This is a genomic window from Aureimonas ureilytica DSM 18598 = NBRC 106430, from assembly GCF_000382705.1.
Taxonomy (GTDB): domain Bacteria; phylum Pseudomonadota; class Alphaproteobacteria; order Rhizobiales; family Rhizobiaceae; genus Aureimonas; species Aureimonas ureilytica.
This window is the reverse complement of sequence record NZ_ARQE01000003.1, coordinates 20455-34318: the sequence shown is the minus strand read 5'-3', so window position 1 is coordinate 34318 and position 13864 is coordinate 20455. Positions and strand designations below refer to the sequence as shown.

Annotated in this window: 13 protein-coding genes; 8 read left to right on the top strand and 5 right to left on the bottom strand. The window is 67.6% G+C overall.

Annotated elements, in window-relative coordinates:
- Positions 1 to 3 precede the first annotated feature (3 nt).
- Positions 4 to 990, bottom strand: coding sequence for a cobaltochelatase subunit CobS (gene cobS / locus B146_RS0107430; RefSeq protein ID WP_026358424.1), 987 nt, complete (start codon positions 988 to 990; stop codon positions 4 to 6).
- A gap of 118 nt (positions 991 to 1108) precedes the next feature.
- Positions 1109 to 1744, bottom strand: coding sequence for a J domain-containing protein (locus B146_RS0107425; protein WP_019995794.1), 636 nt, complete (start codon positions 1742 to 1744; stop codon positions 1109 to 1111).
- 152 nt (positions 1745 to 1896) lie between these two features.
- On the opposite strand from B146_RS0107425, the gene B146_RS0107420 reads away from it, so the two are divergent.
- On the top strand, positions 1897 to 2199 hold the full coding sequence (locus B146_RS0107420; RefSeq protein WP_019995793.1) for a BolA family protein: 303 nt from the start codon (positions 1897 to 1899) through the stop codon (positions 2197 to 2199).
- A 9-nt stretch (positions 2200 to 2208) separates the two neighbouring features.
- Positions 2209 to 2925 carry a YoaK family protein gene (locus B146_RS25320; protein WP_019995792.1) on the top strand — a complete coding sequence of 239 codons (717 nt, stop codon included), beginning with the start codon at positions 2209 to 2211 and terminating at the stop codon, positions 2923 to 2925.
- A 13-nt stretch (positions 2926 to 2938) separates the two neighbouring features.
- Here the strand turns inward: B146_RS25320 and aroB are convergent, their stop codons facing one another.
- On the bottom strand, positions 2939 to 4060 hold the full coding sequence (gene aroB / locus B146_RS0107410; RefSeq protein WP_019995791.1) for a 3-dehydroquinate synthase: 1122 nt from the start codon (positions 4058 to 4060) through the stop codon (positions 2939 to 2941).
- Complete coding sequence (locus B146_RS0107405) at positions 4057 to 4641, bottom strand: shikimate kinase (RefSeq protein WP_019995790.1); 585 nt, start codon at positions 4639 to 4641, stop codon at positions 4057 to 4059. The genes aroB and B146_RS0107405 overlap by 4 nt, the downstream gene beginning before the upstream one ends.
- Before the next feature lie 257 nt (positions 4642 to 4898).
- Here B146_RS0107405 and B146_RS0107400 point away from each other — a divergent pair, with 257 nt between their 5' ends.
- The 5 genes from B146_RS0107400 to B146_RS0107380 all read left to right on the top strand — a co-directional run bounded on the left by B146_RS0107400 (position 4899) and on the right by B146_RS0107380 (position 9603).
- Positions 4899 to 5150 carry a hypothetical protein gene (locus tag B146_RS0107400; protein ID WP_019995789.1) on the top strand — a complete coding sequence of 84 codons (252 nt, stop codon included), beginning with the start codon at positions 4899 to 4901 and terminating at the stop codon, positions 5148 to 5150.
- Positions 5147 to 6100: a site-specific tyrosine recombinase XerD gene (locus tag B146_RS0107395; RefSeq protein ID WP_019995788.1), complete on the top strand. Its 954-nt coding sequence runs from the start codon at positions 5147 to 5149 to the stop codon at positions 6098 to 6100. The genes B146_RS0107400 and B146_RS0107395 overlap by 4 nt, the downstream gene beginning before the upstream one ends.
- A 229-nt stretch (positions 6101 to 6329) precedes the next feature.
- Entirely contained in the window at positions 6330 to 7289 is a 960-nt protein-coding gene (locus tag B146_RS0107390) for an acetyl-CoA carboxylase carboxyltransferase subunit alpha (protein ID WP_019995787.1), read from the top strand.
- 292 nt (positions 7290 to 7581) lie between these two features.
- Positions 7582 to 8622, top strand: coding sequence for a L,D-transpeptidase family protein (locus B146_RS25315; RefSeq protein WP_051091526.1), 1041 nt, complete (start codon positions 7582 to 7584; stop codon positions 8620 to 8622).
- Between the two features lie 57 nt (positions 8623 to 8679).
- Complete coding sequence (locus B146_RS0107380; protein WP_026358423.1) at positions 8680 to 9603, top strand: dihydrodipicolinate synthase family protein; 924 nt, start codon at positions 8680 to 8682, stop codon at positions 9601 to 9603.
- Between the two features lie 54 nt (positions 9604 to 9657).
- Here B146_RS0107380 and secA read toward each other — a convergent pair whose 3' ends face one another.
- Positions 9658 to 12393 (bottom strand): preprotein translocase subunit SecA, encoded by a 2736-nt coding sequence (gene secA, locus B146_RS0107375; RefSeq protein ID WP_019995785.1) that lies wholly within the window; start codon positions 12391 to 12393, stop codon positions 9658 to 9660.
- Between the two features lie 293 nt (positions 12394 to 12686).
- Between secA and B146_RS0107370 the strand changes: the two genes are divergently transcribed.
- On the top strand, positions 12687 to 13712 hold the full coding sequence (locus tag B146_RS0107370; RefSeq protein WP_019995784.1) for a peptidylprolyl isomerase: 1026 nt from the start codon (positions 12687 to 12689) through the stop codon (positions 13710 to 13712).
- Positions 13713 to 13864 lie beyond the last annotated feature (152 nt).

Genomic DNA, 13864 nt, shown 5'->3' with positions numbered 1-13864 from the left:
GGATCAGTCCAGAACCAGATTGGCCGCCGATTCCGGCAATTCCTCGCCAAAGGCGCGCTGGTAGAATTCGGCGACCAGGGGGCGCTCGAGATCGTCGCACTTGTTGAGGAAGGTCAGGCGGAAGGCGAAGCCGATATCGCCGAAGATCTCGGCATTCTCGGCCCAGGTGATGACCGTGCGCGGGCTCATGACGGTGGAAAGATCGCCGTTGCGGAAGGCCGAGCGCGTGAGATCGGCGACGCGCACCATCTTGGAGACTTCGGCGCGGCCCTTGTCGGTCTGGAAATGCTTGGCCTTGGCCAGAACGATCCCGACCTCGTTGTCATGCGGCAGGTAGTTCAGGACGGTGACGATCGACCAGCGGTCCATCTGCGCCTGATTGATCTGCTGCGTGCCGTGGTAGAGGCCTGTCGTGTCGCCGAGGCCGACCGTGTTGGCGGTGGCGAACAGGCGGAAGGCGGGGTGCGGGCGGATGACGCGCGCCTGATCGAGAAGGGTGAGGCGGCCCGACGATTCCAGAACGCGCTGGATCACGAACATCACGTCCGGGCGGCCGGCATCGTATTCGTCGAATACGAGCGCGACATTGTTCTGATAGGCCCAGGGCAGGATGCCGTCGCGGAATTCCGTGACCTGCTTGCCCTCGCGAACGGTGATCGCGTCCTTGCCGACGAGATCGATACGCGACACGTGGCTGTCGAGATTGAGGCGCACGCAGGGCCAGTTGAGGCGGGCGGCGACCTGCTCGATATGGGTCGACTTGCCGGTGCCGTGCGAGCCCGACACCATGACGCGGCGGTTCTTGGCGAAGCCCGCCAGGATCGCCAGCGTCGTCTGCTTGTCGAACAGATAGTCCGGGTCGATCTCGGGAACGTGCGGGTCCGTCTTGGAAAAGGCCGGCACCTTCAGGTCGCTCTCGAAACCGAAGGTCTCGCGGACGGAGATCATGGCGTCGGGGAGGTTCGCCACTTCCAGTTCCGCTGCACTCATCATACCTCCAACGGCGCTTGCGGCCCTGAGCGGGCGAGGCGCCACCACATCTCGTATTCGGTTTCGGGACAGGCCCGGGCGGAGCGAATGCGGACCGGACGATCCGATTCGACCCGGATTAACAGAAGCCCGACTGCTTCAAAAGCTTGTAGGCCTGAATCACCTCGCGCAGCCGGTCTTCCGAGCCGCGATCGCCGCCGTTGGAATCGGGGTGATACTGCTTCACCAGCGCCTTGTACTGGACGCGGATCGCCTCGGCATTGGCGTTCTGGGGCACGCCCAGCGTCTCCAGCGCCTTGGATTCCAGGGTGCGCGGCTTCTTGACCGGGGCGGGCTTGGCCGGCGCGCCGGCGCCCTCGAACAGGTTGAAGCGGTCGTGGATGCGCGCATTGACGCGGCGCGGCCGACCGCTCGGCAGCGAGGAGGGCATGGCGGCGGCCGCGCGCGGGCCGGCCGAGCTGTTGGTGCCCATGGGCGCCGTCGGCCGGTGGCCGGTCAGCGAGTCCTTCAGATACTTCTGGATGTCGTCGTCGCCGAGACCGGAGAAGTAGTTGTAGGACTTGTTGTAGAGGCGCACGTGGTCGACGCAGAAATTGAGGTACTGGCCCTCGTGGTCGCGCCCGCGCGGCGCCTTGTGGGTGCCGGGCTGGTCGCAGCCCTCCCACATGCATTCGGGCGCGCGCACCTTCTCGGCGGCTTTCTTGCCGGCAGGTTTGACGCGAATCTGGTCGAAGAGTTTGTTGTCGAGTGTCATCACGGCCGGATTATGGGGCCCCGCAGGGACGCGAACAAGAATTGACAGACGCGAAAACCCGTCCACAACAGGTCCGCGATCCGAAGGGGCGCGGGCGTGTCGATCCGGGCGTCGGATCACCCCGCCCGTTTCAACAATTGTGAGGCGCGATCATGACCATTCAAGCCACTATCGAAACCAAGTTGCGCGAGGCCTTTTCGCCCGAAAGCCTCGCCGTGGTCAACGAGAGCCATCTCCATGCCGGACACCACCATGGCGGCAGCGACCACCATGGCGGTTTCGACGGAACGGGCGAGACGCATTTTCGCGTGCGCATCGTGTCGCAGGCCTTTTCGGGGCAGAGCCGCGTCCAGCGCCACCGGGCGGTGAACGAGACGCTGGCGGCCGAGCTGTCGGGCGGCGTCCATGCGCTCGCCATCGAGGCGAGCGCCCCCGGCGAGCCGACCCGCCGCTAAGGGCCGGACATGCGCACGCGGCTTCGCCGGCGCAACCGGCTGCGCTTTGCCACGGGGCTCCTGTTCGCCGCGAGCCTCAGCTTCCTCGCCGGGCTCGCCGACGTCGTCGGTTTCATCCTGGCGGGTGATTTCGTGAGCTTCATGAGCGGCAACACGACGCGGCTCGGCATCGCGCTCGCCACCGGCGACGGCGCGGCGATCCTGCGCCTTGCCCTCGTGGTCGCGATCTTCGTGGTCGGCAACGCGTTCGGCGCCCTGTTCATGCGATGGACGCATGGGAGCCAGCCGGCGCTCCTGTGCCTCGTCGGCATCCTGGCGCTCCTGCCGCTTCTGTTTGCAGAAGCCTCGCACGGCATTCCCGCGCTGGTTCTCGCGATGGGCGCGCTCAACGCGGCGCTGGAGGAGGTGGACGGGCAGGCGCTCGGCGTCACCTATGTCTCGGGCGCCCTGTCGCGCTTCGGGCGCGGGCTCGGCCGCTTCCTGATCGGCCAGCAGGCCAAGGGCTGGTGGGTGCAGATCGTGCCCTGGGCGGGGATGCTGACGGGCGCGCTGACGGGCGCGCTCCTCACCCATCGCTGGGGCGCGCTCGCCGTCTTTGGCGTGGCGGGCACGGCGCTCGCCCTGGCGCTCGCCGGCTTCCTCGTGCCGCCGAGCTGGCGCCGTGTCTGGCTGGCGCGCAAACCCTTCCGCCGCGCGCCGCCCGAGCCGCGCAAGCCCGCTTCGTAATTCCGAGCGTCGGTCAGGCGCCGAGTTCGGCTTCCAGAAAGCGGCCGATTTCGGCCGGGTCGACGTCGCGCGCCACGAAGGCCTGCCCGATGCCGCGCGTCAGGATGAAGGTGAGGGCGCCGCGCACGACCTTCTTGTCCTGCGCGATCTTGCCCATCAGCTCGGTGAGCGTGAAGGGCGTGCCGGGGATCTCCTGGATGCGCGTCGGCAGGCCGCTCGCGCGCAGGTGCGCCACGGCACGCTCGGCGTCCTGGCCGGGGCAGAGGCCCTGGCGCACCGAGAAGCGATGGGCGAGCGCCATGCCGATCGACACGGCCTCGCCATGGACGAGCCGTTCGGCGTCGTAGCGCGCCGCCGATTCCAGCGCGTGGCCGAACGTGTGCCCGAGATTGAGAAGGGCGCGGTCGCCGTCCTCGCGCTCGTCGCCCGCCACGACCTCGGCCTTGGCGCGGCAGCTCGCGGCGATCGCTTCCGCCCGTTCCGCGCCGCCCGCGAAGATCGCCGCGCGCTTGGCCTCCAGCCAGTGGAAGAAGTCCGGCCGGTCGATCAGCCCGTATTTGACGACCTCGGCATAGCCGGCGGCGAACTCGCGGGGGGAGAGGGTTTCGAGGACGTCGGTGTCGGCCAGAACCAGCGCGGGCTGGTGGAACACGCCGACGAGATTCTTGCCGCGCGGCGAATTGATGCCGGTCTTGCCGCCGACCGACGAATCGACCTGCGCCAGAAGCGAGGTCGGCACCTGCACGAAGCCCATGCCGCGCCGCGCGACGCCGGCCGCAAAACCCGTGAGATCGCCTACCACGCCGCCGCCGAAGGCGACCACCGCGTCGCCCCGCTCCAGGCGCTCTTCGAGGATGCGGTCCACCACCGCCTCGAAATGCGGAAAGCTCTTGGTGGGCTCGCCCGAGGGCACGCGCATCGTGGCGTGGGGAATCTCGGCCTTGCTCAAGGCGGCGCGCAGCGCCTCGCCATGCAGATCGTCCACCCGCTCGTCCGCGACGATCAGAAGACGGGCCTTCGGCAGGCGGGCGGCGATCTCGGCGCCGGCGGAGGCGAGAAGGCCGGGGCCGATCAGGATGTCGTAGGAGCGCGGCCCCAGTTCGACGCGCACGCTCTGGCGGGTCTCGTCACTCATGAGGCGGCCTTTTGCGGAATGGGACGGCGGGCGAGAGCGTGGATGATCTCGCGCGCGATCGTGTCGCGCTTCACGTTGCGCGAGTGGATGTGGATGTCGGCCGTGCCGTAGATCGGATAGCGCGCGTCCATCAGCGCCTTCATCGTGGCGCGCGGATCGGCGGTCTTGAGAAGCGGGCGCGTCGGCCGTTTCAGGACGCGCTCCATCAGCGTGTCGAGATCGGCGTGGAGCCAGACCGTGACGGCGCGTTCCTTCAGGATGCGGCGCGTGTCCTCGTTCATGAAGGCACCGCCCCCGGTGGCGATGACGTGGGGCGGCCCGTCGGTCAGCCGCGCCACGACGCGCGCTTCCAGCGCCCGGAACTCCGGCTCGCCATAGGTGGCGAAGAGTTCGGCGACGCTCATGCGCGCCGCTTCCTCGATTTCCTCGTCCGTGTCCACGAAGGGCAGGCCGAGAAAACTCGCCAAACGCTTGCCGACCGTGGTCTTTCCCGCACCCATGAGTCCGACGAGCACCACCGCGCGCCCGTTCAACCGGGCGACGGCATCGTGAAGGGAACGCTCGAGGTCGGCACCGGTCATGGAACGAAAGCTTCAAAAACGCTTGTAAAGCGATGGTCTGAGACCAGAAATCCCCGAATGCGTCAAGCGAACCGAGAGGTTCGGCGGGCGCGGCGGACGCCTTTGCGGCAAGGGGCGCGGCTCGCCGCCGCTTCGCTGGAGCCGGCAGGGGCCTGTTAGGGGCAGGATAAGATGCCCCGCTTCATAACGGGCCCTAGATTGCGCTAGGGGACGAGACGCGGGGCCGATGCGCCGCGAAAGGGAAGCCACGCCGACCGATGCCGACACTCACACGCCTTCTTCTCGTTCTCGCGCTTCTGGCGGGCGCGGTGTTCTCCGTCATGTGGGCGCTCGTGACCTTCGTGCGGCCGGACACCGTGCCGATCACGCAGAGCGTGCCGATTCCGGCGCTGCAGGAGCGACGCGCGCCCGTGCCCGCGGTCACTGCCCCTGGCGCCACCCCGGTCACGCCCGCCCCGGCGGCTCCCGCCGCTCCGGGCGCGGGCGCGCCCGTGGAGGGCCTGCGATGAGCGCGAACACGCTGGACGGCGCGCGGATCGAGAGTTTCCTCGAAATGATGGCGGTGGAGCGCGGCGCGGCCGAAAACACGCTCCAGGCCTATCGGCGCGACCTCGACCATGCGCGCGAGTTTCTGGCGGGGGAGGGGACGGGGCTCGGCGGCGCGACGACGGAGGCGATTCGCCACTACATCCACCATCTCGACGAGGAGGGCTTTGCGCCCTCCAGCCTGCAGCGGCGCATGAGCGCGCTGCGCCAGTTCTTCAAGTTTCTCTACGCCGAAGGCATCCGGCCCGACGATCCGACCTCGCCGATCGAGGGCGCGCGCAAGGCGCGCAGCCTGCCCAAGATCCTGTCGGAAGCGGAGGTGGACGCGCTGATCGGCCAGGCCGAAGCGGACGCGGCCACGCCGGACCTGTCGAGACCGGCCTTGGCGCGCGCCCTTCGCCTGCACGCGCTGGTCGAGCTTCTCTACGCGACCGGCCTTCGCGTGTCGGAACTCGTGTCCCTGCCGCGCGCGGTCCTGCGCTCGCGCCAGCGGCTGATCGTGGTGCGCGGCAAGGGCAACAAGGAGCGCATGGTGCCCGTCGGCGAGCGCGCGCGCGACGCGCTTCAGCGCTTCGCCACGGCCCTGCGGGACGGGTCCGGCGCGCCCGAGGGCCCCTGGCTGTTTCCGGCCCTGTCGGAAACCGGTCATCTGACGCGGCAGGGCTTCGCGCGCGATCTCAAGGCGCTGGCCATCCGGGCCGGCATCGCGTCCGATCGCGTGTCGCCCCATGTCCTGCGCCACGCCTTCGCCAGCCATCTCCTGCAGAACGGCGCCGATCTTCGCGCCGTGCAGGAGCTGCTCGGCCATGCCGATATCGGCACGACGCAGATCTACACCCATGTTCTGGAAGAGCGGCTTCTGCGCCTCGTCACCGATCACCATCCGCTCTCGGAACTGGCCGCCGAGGAATAGTGTTGCCAAAGCGCGCCATTCCTTGACAAAGACGGGTCGGATCGCCAGTTTGCCGGCCGACGCGAACACCCCTATGGGACGGCGGCGCCGCCCGGCCGACGGGAGGTGCCACAACTCCCGCCCCGGCTTGCCGCCGAGGCGAAAGACCCCGCCCGGCCATTGCCGGTGCTTCGAGACAACGAGGCCCGCGCCGCGCGGCCGCACGAGGACGGCTCAGGGCCGCTGCTGGATGCACAATTATCTCGACTTCGAAAAACCCGTCGCCGATCTCGACAGCCAGATCATCGAACTGAAGAAGATCGGCTCGGGCGAGAACAGTCTCGACGTTTCGGAGGACATCCAGCGGCTGGAAAAGCGCTCCTCCGACGCGCTGGTCGATCTCTACCGCAAGCTGACGCCCTGGCAGAAGACGCAGGTCGCCCGCCACCCGGACCGGCCGCATTGCGTCGACTACGTCTCGCGCCTCATCACCGACTTTACGCCGCTGGCGGGCGATCGCTACTTCGCCGAGGACTATGCCGTGATCGCCGGCTTCGGCCGGTTCCGGGGCCAGTCCGTCGCCGTGATCGGGCAGGAAAAGGGCGCCGACACGCAGACGCGCCTCAAGCACAATTTCGGCATGGCGCGGCCCGAGGGCTACCGCAAGGCCGTGCGCATCATGGAAATGGCCGAGCGCTTCGGCATTCCCGTCGTGACGCTCGTGGATACGGCCGGCGCCTATCCCGGCATCGGCGCGGAGGAGCGCGGCCAGGCCGAGGCCATCGCGCGCTCGACCGAGACCTGCCTCAAGCTGGAAGTGCCGCTCGTCTCGCTGATCATCGGCGAGGGCGGCTCGGGCGGGGCCATCGCCATCGCGGCGGCGAACCGCGTCCTCATGCTGGAACACGCGATCTACAGCGTCATCTCGCCGGAAGCGGGCGCCTCCATTCTCTGGCGCGACGCCGCGCGCGCCAAGGACGTCGCCCAGGCGATGAAGATCACCGCGCAGGACCTCAAGGGCTTCGGCGTGATCGACGAGATCGTGCCCGAGCCGCTCGGCGGCGCGCATCGCGACAAGGACGCCGCGATCGACATGGCGGCCGACCGGATCGAGGCCGCGCTCGGCGAGCTGTCGCTGCTCGACGGCCCGGCGCTGCGGCGCGAGCGGCGCGAGAAGTTCCTGGCCATCGGACGCGACCTCAAGGTCTGACGGGGTCGTCCCGCCTTTTGTTGGAGCCGGTTTTCCTGTAGGGAAGCTGCGCGGGTCGATCCTGATCGGTCGCCCGCGCCTTGTCATGCGCCCGTTTCCGGCGCGCGGGCCGGGCCCGGCGCACGGGGAAAGTCACGCATTTTTCATCGCTCGTTAAGGGATTGGAAACCGTCCCGGCGTGACAAGAAGGCGATATGGGACGGCGGGCCTCGATGCTCGGCTCCGTCCGGGACTGATCGGATCGCCGGCCCGTCGATCGAGGACGAGGCCGGATCGAGGGGATGAGGGGAACATGTCCGTACGCCGCCTTGCCGCCGCAACCCTCTTCGCCGGAACGCTCCTGGCCTTGTCGGGCTGCACGGGGGGCGCCGATTTCGGCGATCTCATGGGCGCCGACGCACCTCTGCCGCCGAGTCTCGTCAAGCTGATCCGTGCCGGCAACATGGGCGAGAACTCCGCCATCATGGTGCGGATCTACAAGGAAGAGTCCGAACTCGAGGTCTGGAAGCAGAAGGGCGACGGCAGTTTCGCGCTTTTGAAGACCTACCCGATCTGCGCCTGGTCCGGCAAACTCGGACCCAAGCGGAAAGAGGGCGACCGCCAGGCCCCCGAGGGCTTCTACGCCGTCACCCCCGGCCAGCTGAACCCGAAGTCGAACTATCACCTCGCCTTCGACATGGGCTATCCGAACGCCTATGACCGCGCCAACGGCTCCACCGGCCAGAACCTGATGGTGCATGGCTCCTGCAATTCGTCCGGCTGCTACGCCATGGACAACTGGCAGATGGAGGAGCTTTACGCCCTCGCGCGCCACGCCTTCCAGGGCGGGCAGCGGGCCATCCAGGTGCAGGCTCTGCCCTTCCGCATGACGCCCAAGAACATGGCGCGGCACAAGAATTCCGAGCACTACGCCTTCTGGAAGATGCTGAAAGAGGGCACGGACCGCTTCGACCTCACCAAGAAGCCGGTCGCCGTCGCCACCTGCGAGAAGCGCTACGTCTTCGACGCGACGCTCAGCGACGGCCGGGTGCTCGACCCGGACGGCACCTGCCCCGCCGTGGCGGAGCCCGCCGAACTCGTGGCCAAGCGCAAGGCGGACGACGATCTGGAAAGGCAGATCGCCTCCACCATGGCGCCGGAGGAGTTCGCGGTTCAGTCGACCTTCGTCTACAAGACCGGCTCGCCCATCTCGGCCGAGGCCTATGCCGCCGAGCAGCATCGCCGCGAGGGCTTCGACCGCGACGGCAAGCCGCTGAACGCCAAGACCTCGATGTTCAAGAACCTGCTGCAGAAGCGCGCCCTGAACACGAGCGACGCGTCGCGGGACCAGTAGGACCGTCGTATCGGAGCGGACGATGAGGCCGGCTGGACGAAACGAGAGATCCGCCGCATGACAGCCTCGACACCGTTCCATGGCCTTTCGGCCTTTCCGATTACACCCACGAACAATGAGGGCCGCGTCGATACCGAGGCACTGGGACGTTTGCTGGATCGCCTGTGCAACGCAGGCGTCGATTCGATCGGCCTTCTCGGATCGACCGGAACCTATGCCTACCTGAGCCGGGACGAGCGACGGCGGGCTGTCGAAGCGGGCGTGGAGTGCGTCGCCGGGCGCGTTCCGCTCATCGTCGGGGTCGGCGCGTTGCGAACCGATCACGCGCGGGAACTGGCGAGGGACGCCTTCGCGGCGCGCGCTGATGCCCTCCTCATGGCACCCGTCTCGTACACACCTTTGATGCAGGACGAGGTGTTCGAACACTTCCGCTCGGTCGCCGACGCGACGGACCTGCCGCTTTGCATCTACAACAACCCCGGCACAACGCATTTCACCTTCACCCCCGATCTCCTTGTCCGCCTTGCGGACCTCGAAACCGTGCGTGGCGTGAAAATGCCGGCGACAAGCGGAATTGCCGAAGAGCTTGCGTTTCTGCGGGCGCGAACCGACCTCGCCATTGGCTATAGCGGCGACTGGATCATGGCGGACGCGATGCTCGCGGGCGCGGATGCCTTCTACAGCGTGCTCGGCGGCCTCTTGCCCGCCCCTGTTCTGCGCTTGGTTCGCTCGGCGCAGGCCGGCAACGTGACCGAGACCCAGTTCCTCGACCAACGGCTCACGCCGCTCTGGGACGCGTTCAAAGCCTACGGAAGCCTGCGGGTGATGTATGCTCTTCTCGAAAGGCTCGATTTTGAACCGGTCGCGCCGCCCCTTCCCATCCTCCCCCTCGGGCCGGAAGCTCGCGCGCGTATCGCCTTGGCGGCCGAGCCTTTTCTAGAGGCGGAGATGGATTGGCTGCCAGCTCGAGATCAGGAATAGCCAACGAAAAAGGCCGGCGTCTCCGCCGGCCTTTTCGCGTTTCGGTGCCCTGCCTCAGACGATCTGCTCGTAGGCGCCATGGCAGTGCTTGAACTTCTTGCCCGAGCCGCAGGGGCAGGGGGCGTTGCGGCCGACCATGCCCCAGGTCTGCGGATCGTTCGGATCGATCTGAAGCGGCGATTCCCCGGTCGGGGTGAAGTCCGCCGTCAGACGCGCCGCGCCATTGCCGAACTCGTCCTCGCCCGTCGTGGCGTCGATGTGATGCGCCTGCATCGGCGGCACCTGCGGCGCTTCGGTTTCCTCGGGGCGCACGATCTCGACGCGCATGAGCTGCTGCGTGGTGCGCTCGCGAAGGCTCGTCAGCATGGACTGGAAGAGCTCGAAGGCTTCCGACTTGTACTCGTTCAGCGGGTCGCGCTGCGCATAGCCGCGGAAGCCGACGGCCGAGCGCAGATGGTCGAGATTGACGAGATGCTCGCGCCACAGGGCGTCGATCGTCTGCAGCACGATCGAGCGCTCGATATAGCGCATGATGTCGGCGCCGAAGCGCGCCTCCTTCTCGGCGAAGGCCTGATCGGCGGCGTCGGTGATGCGCTTGCGCACGTCGGCGTCGTCGATGCCTTCCTCTTCCGCCCAGGCGGCGATGGGCAGGTCGAGATTGAGGAACTCGCGCACTTCCTCGGTCAGCTCCGCCGTTTCCCACTGCTCGGGATAGGCGCGCTCGGGCATGCGGCGGGCGACCAGAAGCTCGATCGTCTCGTGACGCATGTCGGCGACGGTCTCGTCGAGCGAGTCCGCGTCCATCAGCTCGATGCGCTGCTCGAAGATGACCTTGCGCTGGTCATTCATCACGTCGTCGTATTTGAGCAGGTTCTTGCGGATGTCGAAGTTGCGCGCCTCGACCTTCTTCTGCGCCTTTTCCAGCGCCTTGTTGATCCAGGGGTGGACGATCGCCTCGTCCTCCTTGAGGCCGAGCCGCGTCAGCATCGTGTCCATGCGCTCGGACCCGAAGATGCGCATCAGGTCGTCCTGGAGCGACAGGTAGAACTTGGACTGGCCGGGGTCGCCCTGGCGGCCGGAGCGGCCGCGCAGCTGGTTGTCGATGCGGCGCGACTCATGACGCTCGGTGGCGAGCACGTAGAGACCGCCGGCGCTGAGCGCTTCCTGCTTGAGGCGCTGGATGTCCTCGCGGATCGCCGCGATCGCCGCGTCCCGCTCCGGGCCATCCGGCATTTCGGCAAGCTCGTGCTCGACGCGCATTTCCAGATTGCCGCCGAGCTGGATGTCGGTGCCGCGACCGGCCATGTTGGTGGCGATCGTCACGGCGCCGGGAACGCCAGCCTGCGCGACGATATAGGCTTCCTGCTCGTGATAACGCGCGTTGAGGACCTGGAAGTCCTTCAGGCCTTCCTTGCGCAGTCGGTCGGCCAGCATTTCCGACTTCTCGATCGAGGTCGTGCCGACGAGGATCGGCTGGCGCCGCTCGGCCGCCGCGCGGATCTCCTTGGCGATCGCGCGGAACTTCTCCTCGTTGGTGCGATAAACCTCGTCGTCCTCGTCGAGGCGCTTGACCGGCAGATTGGTCGGGATTTCCACGACGTCGAGATTGTAGATGTCGGCGAACTCGGCCGCTTCCGTCGCCGCCGTGCCGGTCATGCCGGCGAGGCGCTTGTACATGCGGAAATAGTTCTGGAACGTGATCGAGGCGAGCGTCTGGTTCTCGGGCTGGACGGTGACGCCTTCCTTGGCTTCCAGCGCCTGATGCAGGCCTTCCGAGAAACGGCGGCCCGGCATCATGCGGCCGGTGAACTCGTCGATGATGACGATCTCGTCGTTGCGGACGATGTAGTCCTTGTCGCGCTGGAAGAGCTTGTGGGCCTTCAGCGCGTTGTTGACGTGATGGACGATCGTGACGTTCTCGATGTCGTAGAGCGAGTCGCCGACGAGATGGCCGGCCGCTTCGAGAAGACGCTCCAGCTTTTCCGTGCCGTCCTCGGTGAAGGAGACCTGGCGCTGCTTCTCGTCGACCTCGTAGTCCTCAGGGCTGAGCTGGGGAATGAAGCTGTCGATCGTGCGGTAGAGATCGGAGCGGTCGTCCAGCGGGCCGGAGATGATGAGCGGCGTGCGCGCCTCGTCGATCAGGATCGAGTCCACCTCGTCGATGATCGCGAAATGGTGGCCGCGCTGCACCATCTGCGAGCGCTCGTACTTCATGTTGTCGCGAAGATAGTCGAAGCCGAGTTCGTTGTTCGTCGCGTAGGTGATGTCGCAATGATAGGCGTCGCGGCGCTCGTCGTCCGACAGGCCGTGCATGATGACGCCGACGGTCAGGCCGAGGAAATTGTAGACCCGGCCCATCGTGGCCGCGTCGCGACGGGCGAGGTAGTCGTTCACGGTGACGACGTGGACGCCCTTGCTTTCCAGGGCTGCGAGATAGACCGGCAGCGTGCCGACCAGCGTCTTGCCTTCGCCGGTGCGCATTTCCGCGATCGAGCCGCCGGCCAGAACCATGCCGCCGATCATCTGCACGTCGAAGGGGCGAAGGCCGAGCGCGCGCTTGGCCGCCTCGCGCACCGTCGCGAAGGCCGGCACGAGGAGGTCCTCGATCGTCTTGCCCTTGGCGATCTCCGCGCGGAACTCGGCGGTTCGGGCGCGCAGCGCCTCGTCGCTCAGCGCCGCCAGTTCAGGTTCCAGCGCCGCGATGGCCCGCACCGTCGGCTCGAACTTGCGGACCCGGCGGCTGTTGGCCGACCCCAGGAGCTTGCGGGCTAGGCCACCGAAACTCACCATCCGTCACGTCCTTCCAGGAAACTCTCGCTCGGGCAGCTTGCGCCCGTTGTCCGCCGCCCGATGGCCGGGACCGGCCCGGATGTCCGCGGGATGCGGCCAAGGTGGAAGCGGCTGGACTTCTAAAACGTGCGAGAGATAAGAGCGCCCCTGTATGATGTCAACGCCGCGCCGGGGCGCGCGGCGGCCCTCAAAACACCGCAAAGCCCCTTCTTTGCGGTATGGAGAGACCCGTTCCGTCCTGCCGCGATTCGTCTTCGCCGGGCGCCGTTTCCTTGAAAGGCTCGCTTAACGCCATGCTGTCTTCGACCCGCCTTCGGCGTGCCGCCTCCGGCCTCGCCCTTCTCGCCGCGTCCGCCGTCTTCGCAGCGCCCGCTCTCGCGCAGGACACGGCCGCGCCCGCCCCGGCCGGCGCGGCAGCTCCGGCAGCGCCGGCCCCTGCGCCCGTGCCGCCCGAGACCGTTCTCGCCAAGGTCGGCTCGCAGGAGATCACCGAAGCCGATCTGCAGACCGCGACGGCCGATCTCGCCGCCCAGTTCGGCCAGCTACCGCCCGAGCAGCAGCGCCTCGCCGTCCTCTCGGCGCTGATCGACATCAAGGCGCTGGCCGAAGAGGCGGAAGCCGCCAAGCTTCAGGATGACCCGGACGTCGCGCGTCGCATCGCCTTCCTGCGCGAGCGCGCACTGCACAACGCCTTCTTCGAGAAGAACGGCGTGTCGGCGATCACCGATGCCGAGCTGAAGGCGCGCTACGACGCCGAGGTCGCGGCGATGAAGCCGGTGGACGAGATCCACGCCAAGCACATCCTCGTTCCCACCAAGGAAGAGGCCGAGGCGGCGATCAAGGAACTCGACGCCGGCAAGGATTTCGATGAGGTCGCCAAGGAGAAGTCCACCGGCCCGACCGGCCCGCAGGGCGGCGATCTCGGCTTCTTCGGCCCCGGCCAGATGGTGCCCGCCTTCGAGGCGGCGGCCTTCAAGCTGGAGCCCAACTCCTACACCAAGGAGCCGGTGCAGACCCAGTTCGGCTGGCACGTCATCAAGGTCCTGGAAAAGCGCAAGCAGCAGCCCCCGGCCTTCGAGGAAGTGAAGGATCAGGTGCGCCAGATCGTCATGCGCGAGAAATACATCGCCATGGTCCAGAAGGCGCGCGAAGAGGAAAAGGTCAGCTATGTCGACCCGGCCCTGAAGGCGCAGGTCGAGGCGATGGAAAAGGCCATGTCCGGCAAGGCCGGCAGCGACCCGGAAGCGGCGGCCGACGAAGCCGACGAGGCGACGCAGCCGGCTGACGGCGCCGCCCCCGCGCCGGCTCCCGCCCAGTAAGCGAGACCCAGCAGGCGGGACGAAAAACGGCGCATCCCGTGCGCCGCCGCCCGCCCAAAGACCCCGCGCCCGCGATCCGTCGCGGGCGTTTTCGTTTCGCCCACGCTCGGGCCGCCCCTTCGCCCCTTGCGGCAGGAGGGCGCATGGGGCAG